This window comes from Haliea sp. E1-2-M8 (assembly GCF_030649675.1).
Taxonomy (GTDB): domain Bacteria; phylum Pseudomonadota; class Gammaproteobacteria; order Pseudomonadales; family Halieaceae; genus Haliea.
Window position 1 is genome coordinate 189,765 of sequence record NZ_JAUTDR010000001.1, and the last position, 24,858, is coordinate 214,622.

A 24,858-nucleotide genomic window follows, 5' to 3' on the forward strand; every position below is an offset into this window, starting at 1 on the left:
CGAGAGGATGCACCATGAGCCAGACCCCCAGTGAACTGAAATACGCCAGCAGCCATGAGTGGGCGCGCCTCGAGGAAGATGGCACGGTGACCATCGGCATCACCGACCACGCCCAGGAGGCCCTGGGCGACGTGGTTTTTGTCGAGCTTCCGGAAGTGGGCGACCGCCTGGCGGCGGGGGACGAGGCCGGTGTGGTGGAATCCGTCAAGGCCGCTTCCGACATCTACGCGCCGCTCAGCGGTGAGGTCATCGCGATCAACGATACCCTGGAGGACGAGCCGGAAACGGTCAACGGGAACCCGTACAACGATGGCTGGTTCTTTCGTATCCAGCCCGACGATAGCAACGAACTGGAAAACCTGCTGAGTGCGGAGGATTACACCGAGCACTGTGCCGACGAGTGACCGCCGACCTGTTCCTGCGTCCCGGCGCTGACCGCCGCCTCGGGGCGGGTCATCTCTGGGTCTATTCCAACGAAATTGATGTCCAGCGCAGCCCCTTGCAGGCATTTACTGCCGGCGACCGCGTGGCGGTGCGCAAGGCCGACGGCGTTCTGCTGGGCTCGGCCTACATGGAGCCCCAGGCACTGATCTGCGCCAGGCTCTACGCTCACGGCGAGGATCGGGCCCTGAATGCCCCCTTGCTGCAGGCGCTGGCGGCGCGCGCCCTGGCCAGCCGCGAGGCGCTGTTGGCGGATGCCTGTTACCGCTTGATCTATGGCGACAGCGACGGCATACCGGGGCTGGTGGTGGACCGGTTTGGCGACTATCTGGTGCTGCAGTTCCACAACGCCGGCATCGAGTGCTACGAGGCGGAGATTGTGGCGGCCCTGGTCGCGCTACTGGAGCCGGCGGGCATTCTGTTGCGGGCCGACAGCCGCAGCCGCCGCGAGCAGAACCTGCCGGAGCGGATTGAGGTGGTCTACGGGGAGGTGCCAGAGACGGTGCCGCTGCGGGAAAACGGTGTGTCCTTTCAGGTGCCAGTATTCCAGGGCCAGAAGACCGGCTGGTTCTATGACCATCGCATGGCCCGCGCGCGATTGGCCGCCTACGCACCGGGCAAGCGGGTGCTGGACGTCTACAGCTATATCGGTGGCTGGGGCATCCAGGCCGCCGTCTTCGGCGCCAGTGAGGTGCACTTTGTAGACAGCTCGGCGACGGCGCTGGAGGGCGTACGCGGCAACGCTCGCCTGAACGGCTTGGAGGACAGGGTTCAGCTGCGCCAGGGACCGGCGGCCGAGACCCTGCAGGCGCTGCAGCATGAGGGCGAGACCTTCGACCTGGTGATTCTGGATCCCCCCGCGTTTATCCAGCGCCGCAAGGACATCAAGAAGGGCATCAAGGCCTACCAGCGGATCAATGAGCTGGGGCTCAGGCTGCTGCGGCCCGGCGGGGTCCTGGTGTCCGGTTCCTGCTCCATGCACCTGGCCCGGGCGGACCTGATGGCCGCCATGCAGGGCGCGGCCCGACGCAGCGGTTGCGAACTGAGGGTACTGGAACAGGGCGGACAGGGGCCGGATCATCCGGTGCACCCGCTGATCCCGGAAACCGAGTACCTGAAGTCGGTGTTTGCCCGCCGCCTCAGCCCCGCAGGGATATGATCGGCCAGTTGGCTTCCAGAGCCCGCGCTTTCAGGGTCGGGTCCGGGTCCACCGCCACCGCGTAATCCACTTGCTCCAGCAGGGGCAGGTCATTGTGGGAGTCGCTGTAAAACCAGCTCCCCGCCAAATCCAATTGTTGCTGCTGCAGCCAGGCCTGCAGGCGCAGTACCTTGCCACTGTGGTAGGACGGAATGCCGACCGGTTCCCCGGTATACCGCCCTTCGCTGATCTCCGCCTCGCAGGCCAGCAGGTCGGTGATACCGAGCGCGTCGACAATGGGGCGCGTGATGAAGTGGTTGGTCGCGGTGATGACCAGCAGCCGGTGGCGCTGGCGCCGGTGGCTGTCGATCAGGCGCAGTGCCTGCGGCAGCATGATGGGTTCGATCTTCTCCCGCATGAATTGCCGGTGCAGCGGCGCCAGCTCCTCCGGCGAGCGCCCTTTGAGCGGCCCCAGGGCAAAGCGCAGGTAGGCGTCAATGTCCAGGGCGCCGGCCTGGTAATCGCGGTAGAAACGCTCGTTGTCACGGGCAAAGGAATCACCGTCCACCAGAGCCTGTTCACAGACGAATTGTCCCCACAGGTTGTCGCTGTCGCCGCCGATCAGGGTGTTGTCGAGGTCAAAAATGGCAAGAGTCATGGCTTCTCCAGGCAACCGCGGAGGATAGCGCGGCGAGCGCCCCGAGTAAATTTCCCGGCGGCCGGAAATTGTGGAACAATGGTCCGCCTGATAAGAAGGTAGCTATTGGTGATCGATTCAGATGGATTCAGGGCTAACGTAGGCATAGTGCTGGCCAATGACGCCGGCCAACTACTGTGGGCCCGGCGCGTGGGCGGCAGGGATGCCTGGCAGTTTCCGCAGGGCGGGATCAACCCGGGTGAATCTGCCGAGCAGGCCCTCTACCGCGAGCTGGAAGAAGAAGTCGGGCTGACCGAGGACGCGGTCCGGGTGGTCGCCGCAACCCGCGGCTGGCTGCGCTACCGATTGCCCCGGCGTTTTATCCGCAAGGGGCAGAAGCCGGTCTGCATCGGCCAGAAGCAAAAATGGTTCCTGCTCCACCTGCGGACTGCCGATGATGCCGTTCGCCTGGATGGCAACGGCAAGCCGGAGTTCGACCACTGGCAGTGGGTCAGTTACTGGTATCCGCTGAACCAGGTGGTCGCATTCAAACGCGAGGTCTACCGGCGCGCCCTCAAGGAGCTGGCGCCACCGCTGGCCCGCATCACCCGGGACCACAGCTGATGGCGGCAATGATGCTGGAGACACTCCGCAACATTGTGCAGGAGGTAAATGCCGCCGAGGGGCTTAACGATGCCCTGGAAATCATCGTCAAGCGCGTTCGCGATGCCATGGGCACCGAAGTCTGCAGTGTCTATATGCGCGACGAACACAGCGGGCGCCTGGTATTTCGCGCCACCGAGGGTCTGAATGCGCTGCAGATCGGCGAGGCCAGTCTGGCCCCGGGGGAGGGGCTGGTGGGCCTGGTGGCCAGCCGCGAGGAGCCGGTCAACCTGGAGGATGCCGAGAGCCACCCCAGGTTCCAGCTGCTCAAGGGCCTCGGCGAGGAATCCTTCCACGCCTTTCTCGGCGTGCCGATTATCCACCAGCGCGACGTGTTGGGCGTGCTCGTCATCCAGCAGGCGAAGCGGCGCCGCTTCGATGAAAGCGAAGAAGCCTTTCTGGTTACCATGTCGGCCCAGTTGGCGGGCGTTATTGCCCACGCCAGGGTTACCGGCGCGGTACAGGAGGAGCTGCGCGCCGGTGCCGGTGGCCCGGCCCGCATCAATGGTATCGCCGGAGCGCCGGGAGTCGCCATCGGCACCGCGGTGGTGGTGTCCCCGGTTGCAGACCTGTTTGCGGTACCGCGCAAGCCGGCCGTCAGCCGACGCGACGAACTGCGCGCGTTCAAGGCGGCGCTGGCGGCGGTGCGCACCGATATCGAGGCGGTATCGGAGAACCTTCGGGGGGAAATGAGCCCGGAGGACCATGCCCTGTTTGATGTCTATCTGGGGATACTCGGTGACTCTGCCATCGGTGGCGAGGTCGCCCGTCTGATCAAGGCGGGGCAGTGGGCCCAGGGCGCCCTCAGCGAGGTCATGATCAGGCATATCCGCCATTTCGAGAGGATGGAGCACAGTTACCTGCGGGAGCGGGCGGTCGACGTCAAGGACCTCGGTACGCGAGTGCTTGCTTACCTGCAGGATGAGGCAAAAAAGGAGCTCAAGTCCTATCCGGAGCAGACCATTCTGGTGGGCGAGGAACTGACTGCCTCGGCTCTGGGCGAAGTCCCCAGGGAGCGGCTGGTCGGCCTTATCTCGGTGCGCGGCTCCGGCAACTCGCACGTTGCCATTCTGGCGCGGGCGATGGGGGTGCCGACGGTGATGGGCGCCGTGGACCTGCCCTATACCCGGCTCCAGGACCGGGAAGTGGTGATCGACGGCTACAACGGCATCGTCCACCTGAACCCCCTGCCGGAAGTTCGGGCGCGGTTCCAGGCGCTGGCGGACCAGGATAAGGCTGTATCCCGGGATCTGGAATCCCTGCGGGATCTGCCCTGCGAGACCCTCGATGGCCACCGCTTGCCTCTCTGGGTCAACACCGGCCTGATGGCTGATGTCACCCGCTCGCTCGAGCAGGGCGCGGAGGGCGTCGGTCTGTACCGCACCGAAGTCCCCTTCCTGCTGCGTGACCGCTTTCCCAGCGAGGAGGAGCAGCGCCAGATCTATCGCGAGCAGCTGGAGGCCTTCGCCCCCAGGCCGGTCACCATGCGCACCCTGGACATCGGTGGCGACAAGGCGCTGCCCTATTTCCCGATAGCGGAGGACAACCCCTTCCTGGGCTGGCGCGGAATTCGCGTCACCCTCGATCATCCGGAGATCTTTCTGGCCCAGGTCCGGGCCATGATCAAGGCCAATGCCGGCCTCGGCAACCTGCGCATTCTGCTGCCCATGATCAGCAATATCGCCGAGCTGGAAGAGGCCATGGCGCTGATTCACCGCGGCCACCGGGAGATCGTGCAGGAAGGCACCGACGTGACACTGCCGCCCATAGGCGTGATGGTGGAGGTGCCCTCCGCGGTGTATCAGGCCCGCGCCCTGGCGCGGCGGGCGGATTTCCTGTCGGTGGGCAGCAATGACCTTACCCAGTACCTGCTGGCGGTGGATCGCAACAACTCCAGGGTGGCGGATCTCTATCACTCCTTCCACCCCGCGGTGCTGCAGGCCCTCTGCGCGGTGGTCGAGGCGGGGCAGGCGGAAGGCAAGCCGGTCAGCATCTGCGGTGAGCTGGCGGGGGATCCGCTGGCCGCCGTGCTGCTGCTGGCGATGGGCTACGAGGTGCTGTCCATGAACGCGACCGCGCTACCGAGGGTGAAGAAAACCCTGCGCAGCATCACCCGTGCCGATGCCTGTGCTCTGCTGGCGGAGGTCATGCTGCTGGAGCATTCCGCAGCGGTTCTGCAGCGCCTGCAGCGCCTGATGACCGAGCGGGGGCTACAGCAGTTCGTTCATGCGCCAGTGGCTTGAGACGCGGGAGCGCAACTGAACGCCACACTGCTGCGCCCGGTTTCGCGGCCGGCCGGGTCGAAACTGAGCTCTTCCCAGCTCGCGGCCAGGCTGCTGCCGGCGCCGCGCTGTAGCCAGAAGCTGGTTGTCGAGCGGGTCCCGTACTCTTCCGTGACAATAAACTGTGCCGAGAGCTGTCGGTCCATGGCATCGCGCAGGCCCAATGGGTGCAAGTCATTTTGATCTGCGAGACGCCGGTCCGACACCGCCTGGCGCAACGCATCGTGTGCCAGCGTGGGCGCTTCCAGCAGTGGCGCGAGTCGCGATCTCGCCAGCGCCAGTTTCGGCCAGGGCGTGTCCAGGCGCGCGTTGCTGAGACCATAGATTCCTGGTGCCAGGGCTTCCGGCCGGTGTTCGCTGCTGCTGTTGCTGAAGTACCACAGTTGGTTCCCGGCCCCCACCAACAAATTGAATCCGGCGTAGTCTCCGGCCCTTGCCGCCACCTGCCGCAAAAATGCCGCGGGCGAGTCACTGCCGGTGAGAAAAGCCAGCGGTAACTCCCCTCGGGAACGGGCGGCGGGCAGGGTGCGGTTCGGGTCGCGGTAGTTGGTGATCGCCGCGAAGCGTCCCTGGCGGGTCACTCCCATCCAGGTGCCACCCGCCTCCAGGTCCCGGCCGGCGAGAAGATCGGGCTGCTCCGGCCAGAAGTCCGAGGGCGCGGTGGGTCGCCGGTGGAACTCGTCGCGGTTGGCGGCCAGTACCAGGGGGAAGGCGGGTTTTACTTGCCAGGCAAATACGATCAGGCACATCGCGGGCTGGGACTCCTTGCATCATGGATGCATCCTGCCAGCTGCCGCTGCAATTGTGAATCGGGCCCGGGTACACGATAATGAGCGGCCTGACTTGCGGCCGGTCGGGCAGCCATTGCCAGTACCGCCCGCGGCTACGCATTCAAGACCGGAGATTATGCTGCCTTACCCCGATATAGATCCCGTTGCCTTTTCCCTGGGACCGGCCCAGGTGCACTGGTACGGACTTACCTATCTGGCCGGGCTGGCTTTTGCCTGGTGGTTGGGTGTCAGGCGCAGCGCCCGGCCCGACGTGCCGCTGCGGCGCGAGCACATAGATGACCTCGTTTTCTTCAGCGCCCTGGGGGTGGTGCTTGGCGGGCGTATTGGCTACGCCGTATTCTACGGCGGTGAACGCCTGCTGGAGGATCCGCTCTGGTTGCTGCAGGTCTGGCAGGGCGGCATGTCATTCCACGGTGGCCTGCTCGGGGTCATCATTGCCATGTTCTGGTTTGCCCGTAGCCGCGGCCTGGCGGTGGGGGCGGTGCTGGATCTTGCCGCCCTGCTGGCGCCCATGGGGCTGGCGCTGGGCAGGCTGGGCAATTTCATCGGCCAGGAACTCTGGGGTCGGCCCACCGATGTCCCCTGGGCGATGGTGTTCCCCAACGATCCGCTGCAGCTGGCGCGCCACCCCTCCCAGCTCTATCAGTTCGCCCTCGAGGGGCTGCTGCTGTTCGGCATCATGCTGTGGTTCACTGCGCGGCCGCGCCCGACCTGGGCCGCCAGCGGGCTGTTCTGTGTGGGCTACGGTTGCCTGCGTTTTCTCGCCGAGTTTTTCCGCGAGCCTGACGCCCACATCGGCTTCCAGGCCTTTGGCTGGCTCACCCGGGGCCAGCTGCTCTGCCTGCCCATGATAGCCCTCGGTCTGTTCCTGCTGTGGTGGGCCTATCGTCACCAGAGCCTGACCGGCAAGGAGTCGCGTTGACATGAGGCAATATCTCGACCTGCTGCAGGATATCCTCGACCACGGCAGCCGCAAGAGCGACCGCACCGGGACCGGCACCGTGTCGGTTTTCGGCCGCCAGTTTCGCCACGACCTGGCCCGGGGTTTCCCGCTGCTGACCACCAAGAAGCTGCACCTCAAGAGTATCGTCAACGAGCTGATCTGGTTCCTGAGTGGCGACACCAATACCCGCTGGCTGAAAGAGAACGGCGTCAGCATCTGGGATGAGTGGGCGACTGAAACCGGTGACCTAGGGCCGATCTACGGCGCCCAGTGGACCGCCTGGCCGACCCGCGACGGCGGCAGCATCAATCAGATCGACTATGTCATCGATTGCCTGCGCAACAATCCCGACAGTCGGCGCATCCTGTTTCATGGCTGGAACGTGGAGTTTTTGCCAGACGAGAAACTGAGCCCGCAGGACAATGTCCGGGCGGGCCGGATGGCGCTGCCTCCCTGCCATCTCCTGTACCAGTTCTATGTGGCGGATGGAAAACTCTCCTCACAGCTGCTGATCCGCTCCAGCGACTCCTTTCTCGGGCTGCCCTACAACACGGCCAGCCTGGCCCTGCTGACCCTGATGCTGGCCCAGCAGTGCGACCTGGAGGCGGGCGAAATCATCATCTGTACCGGCGACTCCCACATATACAGCAACCACCTCGAGCAGGTGCAGGCGCAGCTGGGGCGCGAGCCGCGGCCACTGCCGCGGCTGGAGATTCTGCGCCGGCCGGCCTCGATCTACGACTACCGGTTCGAGGACTTCAGGCTGCACGACTACGATCCGCACCCGCACATCGCGGCACCGGTGGCGATCTAGCGGTGACCGCCCGGCTCGCGCTGATGGTCGCGATGGCGTCCAATGGGGTCATCGGTCGCGACAATGGCCTGCCCTGGCATCTGCCCGAGGACTTGCGCTACTTCAAGCGCACCACCCTGGGCAAGCCGGTGATCATGGGGCGCAGGACCTTTGAATCCATCGGCAGGCCGCTGCCGGGCCGGCCCAATATTGTGGTGTCACGCAGTCCCGCCTGGTCCGCTGCGGGAGTGACAGTGGCCGACTCTCTGGTCTCGGCACTGGACCGGGCGCAGGAGCTTGCCACAGCTGGCGGCGTCCAGGAGATCGTGGTGATTGGCGGTGCGCAGATCTACGCGGCGGCGCTGCCCCTGGCGAGTCGCCTGTACGTTACCGAAGTGCACGCTGCTGTCGCAGGTGATACCTGGTTTCCGCCCATGAATTCGACCGAGTGGCGGGAAGTTGCCAGGGAAGAGCACGAGGCAACGGCCGACAACCCATATCCCTACGCTTTCGTGGTGTGTGACCGGTTGTTGCCCTGATTTTGAAGTTGCTTGACGCCAACAAGTGTTACTTTCGGGTTTTTTGCGGGTGCTTTCTGTAACCTTTCTACACGTTTACAGAAAATGCCGGAGCGTCTGCAGGTGATTGATTGAAAATGGCGGGGTATTGGGTTTAAATTCTTTCCCTCGGTTTACCGACCCAGATTTTTCCACTATACAAAGTAGTAAAGTATAACCTCAGTACCGAGTCGCGCTGTCTCAGCTCTGAATCACTCTTGTTGGAAATAGGAAGCCCAATTCCCATGACTATGCATCGATTGAAGAACGTATTGATCGCTGCGCTGGTAGCCACCGGCACCCTCTTCGGTGCCACGGCAGCAGTGCAAGCCGATACCCTCGACTCCATTCTGGATGTCGGGGAATCCCGCAACAAGGCTGCGCGTGAGTCGCAGGTGAAGATCGACCGCCTGGCGGACGAGACGCGCGACCTGTTGTCCGACTACAAGTCGGTCATGAAGCAGGTCGATGGCCTCAAGGTCTACAATACGCGTCTGCAGCGGCAGATCGATAGCCAGATGCAGCGCATTGAAGACATTGAGGAGTCGATCAACGAAGTGACGGTCATCCAGCGCCAGATGATGCCGCTGGTGATCCGCATGATCGACAGCCTCGAGCAGTTCATCAAACTGGATATCCCGTTTAACCTGGAAGAACGCCTCGAGCGCATTGCCTTCCTGCGCAACAACGTCGACCGGTCCGATCTGGCGGTAGCCGAGAAGTTCCGCCAGGTGCTGGAAGCCTACAACATCGAGCTTCAGTACGGCCGCGGCTTCGATACCTACAGTGACGCGATCGAAATCAACGGCGCAATCCGCGAAGTGGACTTCCTCCGCATCGGCCGGATTTCCCTGGTCTACCAGAGCACCGACGGCAACGAAAGTGGCGTCTGGAACAACGAGACCAGAAGCTGGGATCCGCTGGACTCGGGCGATTACGCTGCTGAAATCCGCAAGGGCGTGCGCATTGCCAACAGACAAGCCACTATCGATCTTCTCAACATGCCAGTACCTGCACCGGAGGCTGAATAATGAAAGCGCTGAACAAGATTTTCCCGGTCCTGCTGCTGGGTGGCGCGCTGGCCATCTCCGGAGCCGCCAATGCCCAGGAGGAAGCTGCGACCCTCGATGAGCTGCTCGGTCTGGTAAAACAGGGCCAGGTGACTGAAGCGCGTGAAAACGCTGAACGTGAAAGACAGTTCGCTGCCGCCAAGGCAGATCAGGCCCGGCTGCTGCGTGAAGCGGAGAACGAGCGGACCCGCCAGGAGGAGGAATCCACCCGCCTGGAGAACCAGTTTGAAGAAAACGAACTGCTGGTAACCGCCAAGCAGGAGCAGCTGCGTGAGCGCCTGGGCTCCCTCACCGAACTGTTCGGCCACCTGACGGCGGCCTCTGGTGACCTCGCGTCGACTTTCGAGGTATCGCTGGTGTCTGCGCAGTATCCCAACCGGGGTGAATTTCTCCGCGAGCTTATCAACAAGATGAGCAACTCAGACAAACTGCCGCGGATCGAGGAAATCGAGCGCGTCTGGTACGAACTGCTGCGCGAAATCACCGCAACCGGCAACGTGGCGGAGTTCACTGCCGAAGTGGCCAGTGCCGCGGGCGAGCGCTCCGAGCGCGAAGTTGTGCGCGTCGGTGCCTTTAACGTCATCGACATGGAAGGCAACTACCTTGCCTACAACAACGACACGCTGAGCGTGCTTCCGCGCCAGCCAGCCGGCCGCTTTACCAACTGGGCCGAGAACCTGGCCAATGCCGACAGCGGTATGCACCGCTTCGGTATCGACCCCACTGGTCCTACCGGCGGTTCCTTCCTGGCAGCAATCATCGACAGCCCGACGCTGGAAGAGCGCTGGCACCAGGGCGGCTATGTCGGCTATGCGATTACTGCGGTGGGCGTGTTTGCCTTCATCCTGGCCATCTACCGCCTGATCGTCCTGTCCGTGGTCGGCGCCAAGGTGAGCAGCCAGCTGAAGAGCGGTACTGCCAACACCAATAACCCGCTCGGCCGCGTGCTCAAGGTTCACGAGGACAACCCATCCATGGATCCCGAGACCCTGGAGCTGAAGATGGCCGAGGGTGTCATGCGTGAAACTCCGCGGCTGGAATCTGGTCTCACCCTGTTGAAGATCATCGCTGCGGTAGCGCCGTTGATGGGTCTGCTGGGTACTGTTACCGGTATGATCATTACCTTCCAGGCCATTACCATCTTTGGTGCCGGCGACCCGAAGGCAATGGCTGGCGGTATCTCCAGCGCTCTGGTGACCACGGTTCTGGGTCTGCTGGTTGCGATCCCCGTCGTTCTGCTGCACACGATTGTGAATGGTCGCGCCCAGCGCATTATCCATGTGCTCAATGAGCAGGCGACCGGTATCGTGGCAGAGCACTCCGAAGCCAACGCCAAGTAGACAGGGGTTCGACCATGGGAGGTATATTCGACGCCGTTCTCGCCTTTATGGACAAGGGTGGGGACGTGCTCTGGCTCATCGCCATCCTCGTCTTCGTGATGTGGACGCTGATCTTCGAGCGCCTGTGGTATTTCACTTTCACCTGGCGCAAGGAAGTTTTTGAGGTCATCAAAACCTGGGAAGCGCGTTCTGAACGCAAGTCGTGGAACGCCAAGCAGGTGCGCATGCGCCTGCTGTCCCAGAGCCGCGAAGCGATCAACGCCAATTTGCCGGTGATCACCACGCTGGTAGCCCTGTGCCCCTTGCTGGGTCTGCTGGGCACCGTCACCGGGATGATCGAGGTGTTTAACGTGATGGCGGTGACGGGTGGTGGCGATGCCAAGTCAATGGCTGGCGGGGTCGAGCGTTCAACCATCCCCACCATGGCGGGCATGGTTGCCGCACTCTCTGGCCTGTTTGCCAACACCTACATCAGCCGTATGGCCGCGCGGGAACAGGAATATCTTCAGGATAACTTGACGTCCGACCACTGAGCGGGCGTCCAAAGGTAGCTATCAGATGCGCAGACTTGCAAGACATCATGAAGATGAAGGAGCGGAGATCGACCTGACGCCGATGTTGGACGTCGTGTTTATCATGCTCATTTTCTTCATCGTAGTGGCATCCTTTATCAAGGAAGCCGGGGTTGAGATCAGCCGGCCGGACAGTGCCAAGTCCGACCCGAGCGACGCCACCAGTATCCTGGTTCAGATTCGTAGCGACGACCAGATCTGGATGGAGAATCGCCGCGTTGACACGCGCGCAATTCGCGCCAACATTCAACGCCTGCTGGCCAACGACCCGCAACAGGGCGTTACCATCAAGGTCGAGAAAGGTGCTCGGTCCGGTACCGTCGTTGATGTGGCTGATGCCGCTCGCGAAGCGGGCGCACCCTCGGTCAACTGGGCCAGCGGAGGGCAGCAGTAGCCATGAGCATGAGAGAAGGCGCCGCGCGCAAGCCCGCCGGCAACGAAAGCACTATCGACCTGACGCCCATGCTGGATGTCGTGTTCATCATGTTGATTTTCTTCATCGTGACGTCATCCTTCGTCAAGGAGCCAGGGGTTGAGCTGATGAAGCCCCAGGCAACAACGACCGAAGCGTGTGAGCGCGGCACCATCATTTTCGCGGTCGACAGTCGCGGGGAGATCCACTACGACAAGAACCGGGTGTCGCTGGACCGCGCCATGCGCCTGGCCGAGACAGCCAAGAAAGAGGCGCCGCAGGCCAATGTGGTGATTCAGGTGGACCGTGAGACACCGGCATTTGCCGTGGAACAGCTTATTGATGAGTTACGGCCCATGCTGACAGCGCCGCCGTGTATTTCAACGGATGATGAGGTTTAATGGTGATGGGCAGTAGCTTTGTGAGGGTACTGGTCGGTGCACTGGTAGCGGTTCCCGTTGCGATTGGCCTGTTTTTTTTGATGCACAGCCTCATCGACACTGAGTATGAGCAGGAAGATGTCGAGGCAAGGAAGATCGCCGATATTGTTGTGCCCGAAGATGAGATCGAAATTAACGTCAAGCAGCCGAAGCCGGACAAGGTGGAAGATCCGGAAGAACCACCACCGGAACTGCCCACACCCGACATCGACATGGACATGGACCTGAATGTGGTCAATACCGCACCCAGGGCCTCGGTTGATGTGCAGATCAGTGCCTCGGGCATCAGTGGCGATGGTGAGTATCTGCCGATTGTGAAGGTTGCTCCCGTCTACCCGCGCCGTGCGCAGACCCGGGGTATCTCTGGCTACTGTATTGTCGAATACACGGTAACCCGCACCGGCTCTATTCGCGATCCGCGCGCGGTGGATTGCCAGCCCTCGGGCGTGTTCGAGTCCGCTTCCATCAAGGCCGCGGAGAAGTTCAAATACCGGCCCCGGGTAGTCGACGGCGAGCCCATCGAGGTAGCTGGGGTGCAAAACCTGTTTACCTACGAGCTGGAAAACTAGGACGGTGGTACGTATGAAACTCCATGATTCCGGTGTCTGGTTGCGTGCGGCCCTGCTGGCGCTGCCGGTAGCGATCGCTCAGGTTGCGGTGACCCAGGTTCAGTCCGAGCTCGGCTTGCGGCCATTTGCCGCCGCAGTAGCCCAGGAAGGCGAACAGCGAGAGACGCGTCGTACCCCGGCGTTGCGCAACCAGGTCTATGAAAAACTGGCGGAGGCCCAGGCCGCGGCGGAAGCCGAGGATCTGGCGGGTGCCGCACGTATCCTGGAAGACATGCTCGCTTCGGGGGGCAAGAACGAACTGAACAGCTACGAGCTTGCCAACGTATACAACCTGTATGCGTTTATCCACTACACCCGGGAAGACTACAACGCTGCGCTGAAGGCCTACGAAAATGTGGCCAGACAGCCGGATATCCCGCTGGCAATGGAGATCAGCACCCGCTATACCATCGCCCAGCTGTACTTTGTGCAGGAGCGCTGGCAGGACGGCATCAATTCGCTGCTGGACTGGTTCAAGCTGACTGAAAATCCCAATGAGGAGGCCTATGTCCTCCTCGCTCAGGGTTATTACCAGCTGAACGACTATACCAAGGCGCTGCTCAATGTGGAGAAGGCGATCTCCCTGTACCAGGAGAAGGGTAAAACGCCCAAGGAGCAGTGGTACAACCTCGCACGCTTCCTCTACTTTGAAAAAGGCGACATCAACAACACTGTGCGGGTGCTGGAAGAGTTGCTGAAGCACTACCCCGACAAGCAGTACTGGGTGCAGCTCTCACACATGTACGGGGAGCAGAAGAAGGATAGCGAGCAGCTGGCTGCCATGGAAACTGCCTATGTGCAGGACATGCTCGACAAGGGTACGGAGCAGGTCACCATGGCGTACCTGTATCTGAACGCCGAAGTTCCCTACAAGGCCGCCAAGGTGTTGGACAGGGGTCTCAAAAACGATTCCATCGAGGACAACTCGCGCAACTACGAAATTCTGGGCAACGCCTGGCGTCAGGCACAGGAAGTCGACAAGGCTATTCCGGCGATGGAAAAGGCGGCGGCCAAGGCTGAAACCGGCGAGCTCTACGCCCGCCTCGGCAATATCTACCTGGACGGCGACCGCAACGAAGAAGCCATCACGGCCATTACTCGCGGCTTGCAGCGCGGTGGTGTTCGGCGCCCCGACTCCGCGAGGCTGGTGCTCGGCATGGCCTACTTCAACACCGGGCAGTATGACAAGGCGCGCGAAGCGTTCAAGGCGGCGGGTCGCGACGAGCGTTCAGCGAAATACGCGGAGCAGTGGATCCAGTACATGGAATCCGAAATCGAGCGTCAGCGGCAGCTGGCGCAAAACTGACCAAACCATTCCGGAATAAAAAAAGGAGCACAATGTGCTCCTTTTTTTATCTGCCCAAAACTCACCCCTTAGACAGGGGTTACGTTTTCGGCCTGGGGGCCCTTCTGGCCATTGGTGACAGTGAACTCCACCTTCTGGCCATCAGTCAGTGTTTTGAACCCTTCGCCCTTGATGGCGCTGAAGTGAACAAAGACATCGGGGCCACCTTCGCGCTCGATAAAGCCGAATCCCTTGGTCTCGTTAAACCACTTAACGGTGCCGGTTTCTGTAGACATAAGTGTTACCTGTATAGCGTTGGGAAGCCCGTCTGGGCCCCAGGGGGTTAGTCATTCATTTATGTTCAACGTACCGAGGAACTTGAGGGAACTTCGACCACGCGCATAAATACCACTGATTTCTCAGCTTTAAGAAGTGTAGCACCGCGTTCAGAAACTGGGATTACAGCGGGAAGAAATTTTTTGGGCAATTTTACTCGTTTGCCATCCCTGTCCGGGGCGCAAGTCAGGCCAGGGGAGCGTGTGCAGCGCCCAGCAGACCGGGCTGCGCGTGGGTGATCACCCTCACCGGCATTCGCTCGAGATGCCCGTGCATGGGGCCGCGATCGGTAAAGCGCGGATGAAAGTCGCTCAGTTGCAGAAACTCTGGAAAGGTGGGCAGGATACCTCCGGCCAGGAACAGGCCACCAAATGCGCCGCTGGCCAGAATAAAATCGGCACTGGCCACACCCAGCAGCGCGCAAAATCGGTGCAGCGTGGCAGTACACAGCGCATCCGCCCCAGACAGCGCCCGGGTGCTGATTTCCTCGCTCTGCAGGGGTTCGGCAGTAGTGCCCTGCACTAGCGCCAGCGCCTGGTAAATCCGCCCCAGGCCCGGCCCTGACAGCAATAGCTCGGTGTAGATCCGCCCGTGCTGGTGCATCAGGACGCGCCAGAGCTCGAGTTCCAGCAAGCCCTGCGGCGCAAGCGCCATGTGCCCCGGTTCGCAGGGCACGGCGCGATGGGGCTGGGCGCTGGTATCCAGTACCGCGCCACCGAGCCCGGTGCCCGGCCCCAGGACGGCGAGCCGCGGGTAGAGGGTGGTACCGGGGTGAATTTCGTAGCAGTCTCCGGGCTGTAGCCAGGGCAGGGCAAAGGCGTTGGCCTGGAAGTCGTTGAGCAGACGGACCCGGTTCCAGCCAAACCGCGCCGCGAGCTCGCTGCCGCGAAAGGACCAGTTGCAGTTGCTCATGCGCGCGAAGTCGCCTGCGGGTGGAGCCGCCACCGCGATGCAGGCCTCAAGGGGCCGGGCTTCGGGGAAGTCATCCAGCCAGCGGGTGACCACCGCCTCCAGCCCGGTGAAATCGCCATTACGGTAGCGCGTCACTGCCAGCAGCCGGGGTTCGGTGGGATCAAACAGGGCGATGCGCGTATTGGTGCCGCCGACGTCCGCTACCAGGCGTCCGCTGCGCTCCGGCACCCGGCTCATAGAACCGGCAGGATCTTCATGATGTTGGTGGAGCCGGGCCTGCCCATGATCGCACCCTTGGTCAGCAGTACCGCATCGCCCTTGTGCAGTTGACCCTCATCACAGAGGAACTCGATGGCGCTGGCCTCGACGGTATCCTGGTCAAACACGCTGGCGTCGAAAAACAGTGGCACGACGCCGCGGCACAGACAGAGCCGTTGCAGGGTTTCACTGCGGTTACTCAGGGCGAAAATCGGCAGGCCTGAACTCAGGCGCGACATCAACAGCGGCGTGGTGCCGGACTCGGTCAGGCAGGCAATGCCGCGCACGGTCTTGTAGTGGTTGGCGGCATAGATTGCAGACATCGCAATCGTTTCCTGGGCGCTGGCAAACTGCTTGTCGAGGCGGTAGCGGGAGGTTCTCGCCACCGGATGGCGCTCGGCTCCCAGTGCCGCGTCGGCCATAGCCGTTACCACTTCCACCGGGAAGCTGCCCACGGCGGTCTCTGCCGACAGCATTACCGCGTCGGTACCGTCGAGGACCGCATTGGCCACGTCGAAGACTTCGGCCCGGGTAGGCATGGGGCTGTTGATCATCGACTCCATCATCTGGGTGGCGGTGATAACCACCCGGTCCATCTTGCGGGCGCGGGAGATCAGGTCCTTCTGCAGACCTATCAATTCCGCGTCGCCGACTTCCACCCCGAGGTCGCCCCTGGCTACCATGATGCCGAAAGCGGCGTCGATAATGCCGTTGAGAGTGGCGTCGTCCGCCACGACCTCTGCCCGTTCGATCTTGGCGATGATGGCGGGCTCGAGCTGATGCGCACGCAGCAGGTCGCGGGTCTGGAAAATATCCTCCGCACTGGAGACGAAGGATACGGCGACAAAATCGGGGCGTACTTCGGCCAGGCTGTCGATGTCGGCGATGTCCTTGGTGGTCAGCGCCGGCGCGGCCAGGCCGCCACCGAGGCGGTTGATTCCCTTGCGCGAGCCGAGTGTTCCGCCGACCAGGACCGTGCAGTCGACGGTGTTGGCCTGGACCTCGTCGACCCGCAGGCGCAGACGGCCGTCATCGAGCAGCAGGGTGTCGCCGCGGAACACGCTGGTAGTCAGTGCCGGATAGTCCAGCCCGACACTGTGGGCGTCTCCTGCGGCGTCGTCCAGACCCAGATCCAGCCGGAACCGGTCGCCGTTCTCCAGCCGCACCGAACCGTCGCGAAAACTGCCGATGCGAATTTTGGGTCCTTGCAGGTCGGCGAGGATGCCCACATAGCGGCCGGCCACGGCTGCCTGCTTGCGTATGCGCTGGGCTACCTGGGCATGCTGGGCAGCGGAGCCGTGGCTGAAATTGAGCCTGAACACATTCACCCCGGCGCTGATAAGCCGGGCTATCATGTCCTCGGATTCACTGCCGGGGCCGATGGTGGCGACAATTTTGGTGCGCCGGTTGACTCTGGGTGTCACGGTGAGGTCCTGTTGTCGGGGTGCTGGAGCAAATAATTGCTGGCGAGGTCGGGAAAGTCGGTAAACAGGCCGTCGACACCGGCCTGGTGCAGAAAAATGTCGAGCAATTCCTCGAAGCTCTCTATGCCTTCCGGCAGCTGGTCGGCGCGGAAGGTATAGGGATGTACCTGCAGCCCCCGTTCCTGGGCCAGAGCCACCAGATCGCTGAGTTCCACGCTGCCATCGGCCCGCTTGCCGCGATAGATCTGCATCAGCCAGGGGCCGATGCCATCGGCGTAGCCGGCCACAGCGTCCAGGCCGGCGGCGGTCTGCAGGAAATCGTAGTCCACCGCGCTGTCTTCGCCCCAGTTACTGTCGGCGATCAGTTGGATCAGCGGCAGGGGGGTCTGCAGGGTGTTGCGCAGATAGCGCAGGGTGGCGTCGTCAAAGCACTGCAGGAATACCTGGTCCCGGCGCTGGTCATAGCCCTTCTCCACCAGCACTTCAAGCACCCGGCGAGCAATATCCTGGCCCTCCCGGAGGTGGAAATTGGGCGCCTTGAGTTCAATGTAGAGCCCGGTTTTGCGGCCGCGGCTGTGGTCCAGCCCGCTGATAAAGTCGATTTCCTCCGCCAGGGTAGGAACGGTCAGTAGCCCCGGCCCCAGGGGGAAGCGGTTCGGGAAAGCGGCGTTTCCGTCCGGGCCGGTGCGTTCGTGGGCGCGCAGGGTGCGGATTTCCGCGATGCTGAAGTCGATCGCGTAGTAGCGGCCGTCCTGCCGGGCGCGGTCGGGAAAGCGCGCGGCGACGTCCGTGGTGGATTCCAGGTGGATGTCGTGGAGGACGATGGGGACGCCATCGCGGGTCAGCACCACATCCTGTTCCAGGTAATCGGCACCCATGGCGTGAGCCAGGGCCTTGGCCGCCAGAGTATGCTCCGGCAGGTAGCCGCTGGCGCCGCGGTGGGCAATAACAATCGGGGAATTGGCAGCTGTCGTCATAGCCGTCCATGGTAGCAGGACAGCGGCGATCAGGGCGAGATGCCGCTGCCCTAATCGCATCGCCAACCTGCCGATGTGCTCACTTCTTGACCTGCATGCTGATGGTCTTCTCCGTGGCCTTGCCGTAGGGCGGCAGCATTCCGCCCAGCTTGCCGACGTTGATGCCCGCCTGCCGGTAGACGGATTTGGCGTGGCTGAAGGTGCGGAAGCCGGCTTCGCCGTGGTAGGCGCCCATACCGCTGGGCCCGACCCCGCCAAACGGCAGTTCCTCCTGCATGACGTGCATGATGACATCGTTGATGCAGGCGCCGCCGGAAGTCGTGCGCTTGAGCACGGCTTCTTCCTCGGCCTTGTCACTGCCGAAGTAATACGCTGCCAGTGGCCGCGGGTTGGCATTGACGTAGTCGATGGTCTCGTTGAAATCCTTGTAGGTGCGGATCGGCAGCAGGGGGCCGAACAGCTCCTCCTGCATCAGCTTGAGATCATCCGCGGGCTGGGGGATCAGGGTCGGGGGAATTTTCCGGTTCCCCTGCTGGGCGCTGAAATCCTCGTTGCCCGGATTGATCGCAATGGTCTTCAGGCCGCGCTCTTCGGCTTCGCGCAGATAGCCCGTCAGGCGTTCGTAGTGGCGCTCGTTGACCACGGCGGTGTACTCGGGATTGGCGAGGATAGTGGGGTACATGGCAGTGACGGCCTTTTCCGCCGCGGCAATCACTTCCTGCAGTTTTTCCTCCGGTACCATCAGGTAGTCCGGCGCCAGACAGATCTGGCCGGCGTTCAGGGTCTTGCCCAGCATGACCCGTTCCAGGCTCTGTTCGAGGTTGGCGCTGCGGGAAATGATCACCGGGGACTTGCCGCCCAGTTCCAGGGTAACCGGCACCAGGTTGCGGGCCGCCGCGGTCATGATGTGGCGGGCAACCGAGGTCGCGCCGGTAAACAGCAGGTGGTCGAAGGGCAGGGCGGAAAAAGCCTGGCCCACTTCCGGGCCGCCGGTAAAGATGGCAACTTCCTTCTCGTCCCAGGCCGCGGCGACCATTTCCGCCATCACTTCTGAGGTGGCGGGAGTGAACTCCGAGGGCTTGATCAGGGCCCGGTTGCCCGCAGCCAGAATCCCCGCCAGCGGGCCGAAGGTCAGGTTCACCGGGAAGTTCCAGGGTGAGATCACGCCGACAACCCCCAGCGGCTGGTACTCGATCCGGGAGCGGCCGCCAAGCAGGTTGAGCGGGAACATGGTGGGCCGACGCTGGGGCCGCATCCACTTGCGCAGGTGTTTGCGCGCGTGTTTCAGCGGTGTAACCGCGGCGGCGACGTCGGTCAGCAGGCTGACCTGGCGAGCCCTGCAGCTGAAATCCGCGTTCAGCGCTTCGACGATCTTGTCCTGATACTTGAGCACTACATCGATGCCGCGATCAAGGCGGTCGATGCGCGTTTCGGCGCTGACGTCCCCTTCCCGCAGGTAGTCCTTGCGCTGGGCTTCCAGCGCCTGCAGCATGCGTTGCTCAATGCCTTCTGCCTGATTGATTGCTTGCGGTGCGTTCATGGCTGTTATCCTCTTGTTGGCCGAGTTGTCTGACGGCAATCGCTATGAACCCAGTATAGTAGTGCCCTCTGTCGAAATTAACCGCCACTGCCGGTCTTTTGTGGCCACGACGAACTGGTCATGGAGACAGGCAGCATTTACCAACAGGCAAGTGCAGGATGAACTGTGACCAGTGTGAGGTTGTCGAGGCAATCCCCACCTAGAGCGACCGGTATATCTGACAGCACCGTTTGCAGCACTGGAGCGACTGATGAAAGATTCCGAAGGAGACAAGCTGCCCCGTTCCGGCCCTATTGATCTGGCGTCCATCATCGAGTACTCGCCCTGCGTGGCGATTACCTGGTGCAACCGGCCGGGATGGCCCGTCGACTTTGTCAGCGCGAACTTTCTGCAGTTTGGCTACGATGCGGCCGATTTGATGTCTGGCCAATTGACGTACCGCAGCCTGATCCACCCGGATGACCTGGCCAGAATTGAGCCGGAGCTGCTGGCCCGGATCGAGCTCGGTCCCGATCAGTATCGGGAGCGGTACCGGCTGCGCCACGGTGCCGGCCACTGGATCTGGGTAGAGGGCTATAGCTGGCTTATCCGCGAACAGAGCGGAGACGTGATCCGCCTGGGCGGTTTACTGATCGATGTCACGGAGCAGGAACTGATTGCCCAGGCGTTGCAGGAAAGTGAGCACCGGTTCCGCAGCCTGTTCGAAAATCTGGAGCGGGTCTCCGTGCAGGGGTATGACCACGAGCACAAGGTCCATTTCTGGAACCGGGCCAGTGAGCAACTGTATGGCTACAGCCGCTCTGAGGCGCAGGGTCGCACCCTGGAGTCGCTGATTATCCCGCCCCCCATGCGGGAGCAGGTGACTCGCAGTATTGATGCGTGGGCAAGCGGCGGACCGGCGATTCCCCCCGGAGAGCTGGTACTGCAGGACAAGTACGGCGATCCGGTGCCGGTATACTCCAGTCATGTCATGACAAAAGACTCCCGTGGCCGGCAGGAGCTTTACTGCATCGATATTGACCTCAGTGAGCAGAAGGCCTACCAGCGCCAGCTGGAGCAACTGGCTCATCACGATGCGCTCACCGGGCTGCCCAATCGATTGCTGCTGACCGAGCGGCTCAAGCTCAGCATGGCCCAGGCTGAACGCCGGGCGCAGAGGGTGGCTGTGGTCTATCTCGATCTGGACAGCTTCAAGCCGATCAATGACCGCTTTGGTCACGAGGTGGGCGACCGGCTGCTGGCCGCTCTGGCGGAGCGCATGCAGCGCGCTCTGCGCGGGGGCGACACCCTGGCTCGGCTCGGCGGTGACGAGTTTGTGGCGGTGCTGGTGGATATCGATGACGTCGACCAGAGCTTGCATGTGCTCGATCGGGTGCTGGCAGCGGCTTCCGATCCGTTGCAGCTAGAGGGGCTGCAACTGGAGGTGTCCGCCAGTGCCGGGGTCACCTTCTATCCGCAAAGCATTGAGGACATCGATGCCGATCAGCTGCTGCGTCAGGCCGATCAGGCCATGTACCAGGCCAAACTCGCCGGCAAGAACCGGTTTCATCTGTTCGATGCCGAGTATGACCGCAGCTTGCGCAGCCGCCACGAGGTGTGTGAAGAGGTCCGTCGCGGCCTGGCCAGGGGTGAGTTCGTCCTGTTCTATCAACCCAAGGTCAATATGCGCAGCGGCGCGGTAATCGGTGCCGAAGCCCTGATTCGCTGGCAGCATCCAGAGCGTGGCCTGGTGCCCCCGCTGGGGTTTTTGCCGATGATTGCCCGCGACAGGGTGGAGGTAGAACTGGGCAACTGGGTAATGCGGGAAGCTCTGGACCAGCTTGCGCGCTGGCGCCGGCAGGGGCTGAACTTGCCGGTCACCGTCAACATTTCGGGCTTCCACCTGCAGCAGGCCGGATTCAGCGCGGAGCTTGAGACCCTGCTGGTAAAGCATCCCGAACTACCCCCAGGCGGCTTCGGCCTTGAGGTTCTGGAAAGCAGTGCGCTGGAGGACATACAGCAGGTGTCGCGGGTCATCGGCGAATGCGCTGCGCTGGAGGTGCCGTTTTCGCTGGATGACTTTGGCACTGGCTACTCCTCGCTCACCTATCTCAAGCAATTGCCGGCCCGGGAACTGAAAATTGACCGGAGTTTTGTCAGGAATATGCTGGAGGATCCCGATGACCTCGCCATCCTTGAGGGGGTGCTCGGGCTGGCCCGGGCATTTTCCCGAAGCGTCATTGCCGAGGGTGTGGAAACGGTGACCCACGGCGAGGTTTTGTTGCACCTTGGTTGCGAGCTGGCCCAGGGTTACGGCATAGCGAGGCCAATGCCCGCTGCCGACATCCCGGCCTGGCTGGCAAGCTGGGCGCCGCCCGCTGCGTGGCGCCGGGCCACACTGCTGCCGCGAGAAGCGCTGCCGTGGCTCTATGCCAGCGTTGAGCACCGGGCCTGGATGACCGGGCTACGAAGCTACCTGGAGGGAGGTCGATCGCCGCAGCCGGTACTTGGCGCGGAGCGTTGCCGGATCAGCCAGCTGTTGGCGACTACCCCCTCCGGGAGTGTCGCTGAAAATGATGCATTCAGGGCCCTGCTTGATCTCCATGAACGTCTGCACGCGGCGGCCAATACCCTGGTGGCGGAATTTCGTGGCCAGTTACCGGAGGTTGTTGCCAGCCGTCTGCAGGCGGTGGATCAACTCAGCGCACAGCTTATCGAGCAGCTCAATCAGATAATTCGTTCGCCGCCCCACACCGGGCCTGGTCCTTGAGCGGATTCGGGCTTGGCATAGCCGGTCGCTCCTGCTAAAACAGCGCCATGGAAAATACGCCCCCCAATATCGATTCCCGGACGCCGTCGCCGCCACATGGCTATTCGCGTCAGTGTGACTACAGCCGCGAGCAGCAGCTGCACATTGTGGCGGAGTTCCACGCCCACAGAATCCGGCCCAGCCGCATTGCCTATCGGGTCGGTATCGACATCGCCTTTATCGAGGCGCTGATCGCGGGAGAAATGGAGGAGGAGCGGTTTCCGCGCCTGGTGGCGCATTACCGGCGCCAGCGCTACCGGCAACGCATGCAGGCCAGCAACAGCCATAACGGCGTCACCCGGTTTGAACTGCAGCAGCGCATAGAGGGCGACTTCCAGCGCGAGACAGACCTCTAGCGGCTGGCGCTCTTGCCGCAGACTTGCCTGAAGCCCGCGGCGACAAACGGAATCATGTGGTTGTAGGCGGCCTCGAAATCAGCGGACAGGCACTTGCCGCCGGACAGTTTGTCGATACGGCCAGTCTGGGCCAGGGTCAGGGTCAACGCGCCGGAAAGATTGTGGTAGCACCAGTAAAGGTCCTCGTCCCGGGCGTCCGGCAGAGCCTTGCGCAGGGCGGCAATAAACTCGCTCACCAGTTGGTCAAACAGCTTGGACATCATGCGCGGCCCCCAGTAGGGGGAGTTGTTGATATAGGCAATGAGCGCGAGATAGTGCTGCCAGCCCGGGTCCCCGGTTTCCTGGGCCAGCTCCAGGGGGCGCAGAAACGCTTCGATAATCTGTTCAACGCTGGGCCCCTGGCTGTCCGCCGATTGCTGGCAGGCCCGCAGTGCGTCGAGGCGGGCGCTGTTGAGCAGCTCTGCCCGGCGCTCGAAAACCGCGTTGAACAGGTCCAGCTTCTTGCCGAAGTGGTAGCTGGCCAGCGCCACATCGACACCGGCGCCCTTCGCGATCTGGCGCAGGGTCACGCCATCGTAGCCGTGCAGAGCAAACAGCTCCTCCGCAACATCGAGGATGCGTTCTCGTTTAGGCTGGCTGCGGGGCTTGCTCATGATCGATGCGTGTCTTCCTGTCCGGCGGGACCATAGCATAATCTAAATTTCAACGCTTGTTGAATGTTTCGCTGATTTTGTTCAGAATCCGGTCCGGACCGACACCATAACCATAACCGGGCACCCCGCCATGACTCCCGATCTGTTCAAGTACCTTATCACTGCAACCTACGTCGTACTGGTTTTCTGGTTGTCCTGGGTGGGCATGCGCCGCACCCGGGACATCCGCGGCTTCTCCATCGGCAACAAGGACATGAGCCCCTACCTGATCGGCATCACTCTGGCGGCGTCCATAGCCTCCACCGCGACCTTCGTGATCAACCCCGGTTTTGTCTACAGCCACGGTTTGAGTGCATACCTGCATTACGGTCTCGCCGGGTCCCTGGGCATTCTCACCGCGTTTCTGGTCCTGACCCGGGGATTCCTGCGGCTGGGTGAGAGCAGCAGGGCCCTGACCATTCCCCAGTGGATCTTCTACCGCTACAACCACCGCGGCCTGAGCCTGTTCTTCGCCTTTATCAATCTGCTGTCGATTACCTTTGTGGTGTTGATCCTGGTCGGTTGCAGCCTGTTGGTGACCGGCCTGTTTCCCGTCGACCAGAAGACCGCGCTGATTCTGGTGCTGGTGTTTGTATTTTCCTATGTGCTGATGGGCGGGACTTACGCCCACGCCTATACCAATACCCTCCAGGGTCTGATGATGCTGGCGATCACGGTGATCCTGTTTGTGCAGGGCTGGAAATACTTCGGGGGCGATCCGCTGGCGGCGCTGCGCGGAGTCGGCGCCGGTTATGCCGGTGCCGTCAATAGCGGCAGCGATCTCTACTTCGACTTCTTCTCGGTATTTGTCAGCGGTTTTGTGGTGACCTTTGCCCTGATGCTGCAGCCCCACATTCTGACCAAGGTGCTCTATCTGCGCAGCGAGCGCGACATCGGCAAGTTCATCGGCACCACGGTGGTGGTCGGCACCGTGTTCACCCTGATGCTGATGATCGGTTTCTACGCCCGCCTGGCCGGGCTCGAAGTGCCGGATCAGGACACTGTAGTCCGGGAGTACCTGCTGTTTGAGTTCGGCAGTTCCGTGTGGGGAGAGTACGCGCTGGTATTCATATTTCTCACCTTGCTCGCCGCGGGCATGAGTACGCTGGACGGCATTCTGGTGTCCCTGTCGGCCATGGTGGTCAGCGATATCGTCCAGCCCCTCTGGGGCGATCGCTACAACGCGCTGGCGCTGTCGCGCATTGTGCTGGTTCTGGTGGGGGTGATCGGCGTCATCCTGGCCTGGAACCCGCCGCCCCTGATCGGTCTGTTTGCCCAGAAAGGCGTTTACGGTCTGGCGGCGGCTTCCATCGTACCGGTGTTGTTTGGAGTCCTGGTGCGGCGTCACATTCCCCTCTGGGTGGTGCTGGGGGCGGCTGTGCTGGGCCTGTTTTGCCACCTGGGACTGAACCTGACCGGGCTGGTAAAAAATCCGGCGGTGTCCGCCAGCTATGCCATTTTTCTGGCCCTGGGCTATGGGCTGCTGGGGCTGCTGCTGACCCGGCCGAAGCCCGGGATTCCTGAACCTGCCGCCAGCCCCTCTTGACATTTCAACAAATGTTGAATACTTTGCTCCCGAATTCAACAACTGTTGAATCTGCGT

Annotated in this window: 25 protein-coding genes; 17 read left to right on the plus strand and 8 right to left on the minus strand. The window is 62.2% G+C overall.

The window, feature by feature from the left end; all coding sequences use genetic code 11:
* The first annotated feature begins 14 nt into the window (after window positions 1-14).
* Together gcvH and Q6D67_RS00875 are read left to right on the plus strand one after the other, a co-directional pair.
* Window positions 15-404 carry a glycine cleavage system protein GcvH gene (gcvH, locus tag Q6D67_RS00870; protein ID WP_304703624.1) on the plus strand — a complete coding sequence of 130 codons (390 nt, stop codon included), beginning with the start codon at window positions 15-17 and terminating at the stop codon, window positions 402-404.
* Entirely contained in the window at window positions 401-1,600 is a 1,200-nt protein-coding gene (locus Q6D67_RS00875; protein WP_304703625.1) for a class I SAM-dependent rRNA methyltransferase, read from the plus strand. The genes gcvH and Q6D67_RS00875 overlap by 4 nt, the downstream gene beginning before the upstream one ends.
* Here the strand turns inward: Q6D67_RS00875 and Q6D67_RS00880 are convergent.
* Window positions 1,581-2,237 carry an HAD family phosphatase gene (locus tag Q6D67_RS00880; RefSeq protein WP_304703626.1) on the minus strand — a complete coding sequence of 219 codons (657 nt, stop codon included), beginning with the start codon at window positions 2,235-2,237 and terminating at the stop codon, window positions 1,581-1,583. The two genes, Q6D67_RS00875 and Q6D67_RS00880, sit on opposite strands and share 20 nt — an antisense overlap.
* 108 nt (window positions 2,238-2,345) lie before the next feature.
* Between Q6D67_RS00880 and Q6D67_RS00885 the strand changes: the two genes are divergently transcribed.
* Together Q6D67_RS00885 and ptsP are read left to right on the plus strand one after the other, a co-directional pair.
* A complete protein-coding gene (locus Q6D67_RS00885) occupies window positions 2,346-2,840 on the plus strand; it encodes an RNA pyrophosphohydrolase (protein ID WP_304703627.1) in 495 nt (164 codons plus the stop codon).
* 11 nt (window positions 2,841-2,851) lie between these two features.
* Complete coding sequence (ptsP, locus tag Q6D67_RS00890; protein WP_304703799.1) at window positions 2,852-5,122, plus strand: phosphoenolpyruvate--protein phosphotransferase; 2,271 nt, start codon at window positions 2,852-2,854, stop codon at window positions 5,120-5,122.
* On the opposite strand, the gene Q6D67_RS00895 is transcribed toward ptsP, so the two are convergent.
* The gene (locus tag Q6D67_RS00895) at window positions 5,104-5,910 is read right to left on the minus strand and encodes an NRDE family protein (protein WP_304703628.1); all 807 of its coding nucleotides are present in this window, start codon (window positions 5,908-5,910) and stop codon (window positions 5,104-5,106) included. The genes ptsP and Q6D67_RS00895 overlap by 19 nt on opposite strands.
* Window positions 5,911-6,067: 157 nt before the next feature.
* On the opposite strand from Q6D67_RS00895, the gene lgt reads away from it, so the two are divergent.
* From lgt to Q6D67_RS00945, 10 genes are all read left to right on the plus strand, one after another.
* Entirely contained in the window at window positions 6,068-6,874 is an 807-nt protein-coding gene (lgt, locus tag Q6D67_RS00900) for a prolipoprotein diacylglyceryl transferase (RefSeq protein ID WP_304703629.1), read from the plus strand.
* Between the two features lies 1 nt (window position 6,875).
* Entirely contained in the window at window positions 6,876-7,709 is an 834-nt protein-coding gene (locus tag Q6D67_RS00905; RefSeq protein ID WP_304703630.1) for a thymidylate synthase, read from the plus strand.
* A gap of 23 nt (window positions 7,710-7,732) precedes the next feature.
* Window positions 7,733-8,227: a dihydrofolate reductase gene (locus Q6D67_RS00910; RefSeq protein ID WP_304703800.1), complete on the plus strand. Its 495-nt coding sequence runs from the start codon at window positions 7,733-7,735 to the stop codon at window positions 8,225-8,227.
* 263 nt (window positions 8,228-8,490) lie between these two features.
* The gene (locus tag Q6D67_RS00915; RefSeq protein ID WP_304703631.1) at window positions 8,491-9,276 is read left to right on the plus strand and encodes a DUF3450 domain-containing protein; all 786 of its coding nucleotides are present in this window, start codon (window positions 8,491-8,493) and stop codon (window positions 9,274-9,276) included.
* Window positions 9,276-10,655, plus strand: a complete 1,380-nt coding sequence (locus tag Q6D67_RS00920; protein ID WP_304703632.1) for a MotA/TolQ/ExbB proton channel family protein — start codon at window positions 9,276-9,278, stop codon at window positions 10,653-10,655. Before Q6D67_RS00915 ends, Q6D67_RS00920 begins: the two co-directional genes overlap by 1 nt.
* 14 nt (window positions 10,656-10,669) lie before the next feature.
* Window positions 10,670-11,188: a MotA/TolQ/ExbB proton channel family protein gene (locus tag Q6D67_RS00925; RefSeq protein ID WP_304703633.1), complete on the plus strand. Its 519-nt coding sequence runs from the start codon at window positions 10,670-10,672 to the stop codon at window positions 11,186-11,188.
* Window positions 11,189-11,213: 25 nt separating this feature from the next.
* Window positions 11,214-11,621, plus strand: coding sequence for a biopolymer transporter ExbD (locus Q6D67_RS00930; RefSeq protein ID WP_304703634.1), 408 nt, complete (start codon window positions 11,214-11,216; stop codon window positions 11,619-11,621).
* 2 nt (window positions 11,622-11,623) lie between these two features.
* Window positions 11,624-12,040, plus strand: a complete 417-nt coding sequence (locus Q6D67_RS00935; RefSeq protein ID WP_304703635.1) for a biopolymer transporter ExbD — start codon at window positions 11,624-11,626, stop codon at window positions 12,038-12,040.
* Between the two features lie 5 nt (window positions 12,041-12,045).
* Entirely contained in the window at window positions 12,046-12,648 is a 603-nt protein-coding gene (locus Q6D67_RS00940) for an energy transducer TonB (protein ID WP_304703636.1), read from the plus strand.
* A 13-nt stretch (window positions 12,649-12,661) separates the two neighbouring features.
* The gene (locus Q6D67_RS00945; protein WP_304703637.1) at window positions 12,662-13,993 is read left to right on the plus strand and encodes a lipopolysaccharide assembly protein LapB; all 1,332 of its coding nucleotides are present in this window, start codon (window positions 12,662-12,664) and stop codon (window positions 13,991-13,993) included.
* 68 nt (window positions 13,994-14,061) lie between these two features.
* Here the strand turns inward: Q6D67_RS00945 and Q6D67_RS00950 are convergent, their stop codons facing one another.
* The 5 genes from Q6D67_RS00950 to Q6D67_RS00970 all read right to left on the minus strand — a co-directional run bounded on the left by Q6D67_RS00950 (window position 14,062) and on the right by Q6D67_RS00970 (window position 19,419).
* Entirely contained in the window at window positions 14,062-14,268 is a 207-nt protein-coding gene (locus Q6D67_RS00950; protein ID WP_304703638.1) for a cold-shock protein, read from the minus strand.
* Between the two features lie 226 nt (window positions 14,269-14,494).
* Window positions 14,495-15,457, minus strand: coding sequence for a glucokinase (gene glk / locus Q6D67_RS00955; protein ID WP_304703639.1), 963 nt, complete (start codon window positions 15,455-15,457; stop codon window positions 14,495-14,497).
* A complete protein-coding gene (gene pyk, locus Q6D67_RS00960) occupies window positions 15,454-16,902 on the minus strand; it encodes a pyruvate kinase (protein ID WP_304703640.1) in 1,449 nt (482 codons plus the stop codon). Before pyk ends, glk begins: the two co-directional genes overlap by 4 nt.
* On the minus strand, window positions 16,899-17,939 hold the full coding sequence (glpQ, locus tag Q6D67_RS00965; protein WP_304703641.1) for a glycerophosphodiester phosphodiesterase: 1,041 nt from the start codon (window positions 17,937-17,939) through the stop codon (window positions 16,899-16,901). Before glpQ ends, pyk begins: the two co-directional genes overlap by 4 nt.
* A gap of 19 nt (window positions 17,940-17,958) precedes the next feature.
* A complete protein-coding gene (locus Q6D67_RS00970) occupies window positions 17,959-19,419 on the minus strand; it encodes a coniferyl aldehyde dehydrogenase (protein ID WP_304703642.1) in 1,461 nt (486 codons plus the stop codon).
* A 250-nt stretch (window positions 19,420-19,669) separates the two neighbouring features.
* Between Q6D67_RS00970 and Q6D67_RS00975 the strand changes: the two genes are divergently transcribed.
* Window positions 19,670-22,168 carry an EAL domain-containing protein gene (locus tag Q6D67_RS00975; RefSeq protein ID WP_304703643.1) on the plus strand — a complete coding sequence of 833 codons (2,499 nt, stop codon included), beginning with the start codon at window positions 19,670-19,672 and terminating at the stop codon, window positions 22,166-22,168.
* A 47-nt stretch (window positions 22,169-22,215) separates the two neighbouring features.
* Complete coding sequence (locus tag Q6D67_RS00980; protein ID WP_304703644.1) at window positions 22,216-22,563, plus strand: hypothetical protein; 348 nt, start codon at window positions 22,216-22,218, stop codon at window positions 22,561-22,563.
* On the opposite strand, the gene Q6D67_RS00985 is transcribed toward Q6D67_RS00980, so the two are convergent.
* Window positions 22,560-23,216 (minus strand): TetR/AcrR family transcriptional regulator, encoded by a 657-nt coding sequence (locus tag Q6D67_RS00985; RefSeq protein WP_304703645.1) that lies wholly within the window; start codon window positions 23,214-23,216, stop codon window positions 22,560-22,562. The two genes, Q6D67_RS00980 and Q6D67_RS00985, sit on opposite strands and share 4 nt — an antisense overlap.
* 130 nt (window positions 23,217-23,346) lie before the next feature.
* Between Q6D67_RS00985 and Q6D67_RS00990 the strand changes: the two genes are divergently transcribed.
* A complete protein-coding gene (locus Q6D67_RS00990; RefSeq protein WP_304703646.1) occupies window positions 23,347-24,801 on the plus strand; it encodes a sodium:solute symporter family protein in 1,455 nt (484 codons plus the stop codon).
* Window positions 24,802-24,858 lie beyond the last annotated feature (57 nt).

Bases quoted from the DNA above. Each gene is read 5' to 3' on its own strand.
- glpQ (WP_304703641.1), bottom strand. From the start codon at position 17,939: ATGCGATTAGGGCAGCGGCATCTCGCCCTGATCGCCGCTGTCCTGCTA.
- Q6D67_RS00880 (WP_304703626.1), bottom strand. From the start codon at position 2,237: ATGACTCTTGCCATTTTTGACCTCGACAACACCCTGATCGGCGGCGAC.
- Q6D67_RS00910 (WP_304703800.1), top strand. From the start codon at position 7,733: ATGGTCGCGATGGCGTCCAATGGGGTCATCGGTCGCGACAATGGCCTG.
- Q6D67_RS00895 (WP_304703628.1), bottom strand. From the start codon at position 5,910: ATGTGCCTGATCGTATTTGCCTGGCAAGTAAAACCCGCCTTCCCCCTG.
- Q6D67_RS00925 (WP_304703633.1), top strand. From the start codon at position 10,670: ATGGGAGGTATATTCGACGCCGTTCTCGCCTTTATGGACAAGGGTGGG.
- Q6D67_RS00985 (WP_304703645.1), bottom strand. From the start codon at position 23,216: ATGAGCAAGCCCCGCAGCCAGCCTAAACGAGAACGCATCCTCGATGTT.
- Q6D67_RS00945 (WP_304703637.1), top strand. From the start codon at position 12,662: ATGAAACTCCATGATTCCGGTGTCTGGTTGCGTGCGGCCCTGCTGGCG.
- Q6D67_RS00990 (WP_304703646.1), top strand. From the start codon at position 23,347: ATGACTCCCGATCTGTTCAAGTACCTTATCACTGCAACCTACGTCGTA.
- glk (WP_304703639.1), bottom strand. From the start codon at position 15,457: ATGAGCCGGGTGCCGGAGCGCAGCGGACGCCTGGTAGCGGACGTCGGC.
- Q6D67_RS00940 (WP_304703636.1), top strand. From the start codon at position 12,046: ATGGGCAGTAGCTTTGTGAGGGTACTGGTCGGTGCACTGGTAGCGGTT.
- gcvH (WP_304703624.1), top strand. From the start codon at position 15: ATGAGCCAGACCCCCAGTGAACTGAAATACGCCAGCAGCCATGAGTGG.
- Q6D67_RS00930 (WP_304703634.1), top strand. From the start codon at position 11,214: ATGCGCAGACTTGCAAGACATCATGAAGATGAAGGAGCGGAGATCGAC.
- Q6D67_RS00975 (WP_304703643.1), top strand. From the start codon at position 19,670: ATGAAAGATTCCGAAGGAGACAAGCTGCCCCGTTCCGGCCCTATTGAT.
- Q6D67_RS00980 (WP_304703644.1), top strand. From the start codon at position 22,216: ATGGAAAATACGCCCCCCAATATCGATTCCCGGACGCCGTCGCCGCCA.
- Q6D67_RS00935 (WP_304703635.1), top strand. From the start codon at position 11,624: ATGAGCATGAGAGAAGGCGCCGCGCGCAAGCCCGCCGGCAACGAAAGC.
- ptsP (WP_304703799.1), top strand. From the start codon at position 2,852: ATGCTGGAGACACTCCGCAACATTGTGCAGGAGGTAAATGCCGCCGAG.
- Q6D67_RS00950 (WP_304703638.1), bottom strand. From the start codon at position 14,268: ATGTCTACAGAAACCGGCACCGTTAAGTGGTTTAACGAGACCAAGGGA.
- Q6D67_RS00915 (WP_304703631.1), top strand. From the start codon at position 8,491: ATGACTATGCATCGATTGAAGAACGTATTGATCGCTGCGCTGGTAGCC.
- Q6D67_RS00920 (WP_304703632.1), top strand. From the start codon at position 9,276: ATGAAAGCGCTGAACAAGATTTTCCCGGTCCTGCTGCTGGGTGGCGCG.
- Q6D67_RS00970 (WP_304703642.1), bottom strand. From the start codon at position 19,419: ATGAACGCACCGCAAGCAATCAATCAGGCAGAAGGCATTGAGCAACGC.
- lgt (WP_304703629.1), top strand. From the start codon at position 6,068: ATGCTGCCTTACCCCGATATAGATCCCGTTGCCTTTTCCCTGGGACCG.
- Q6D67_RS00905 (WP_304703630.1), top strand. From the start codon at position 6,876: ATGAGGCAATATCTCGACCTGCTGCAGGATATCCTCGACCACGGCAGC.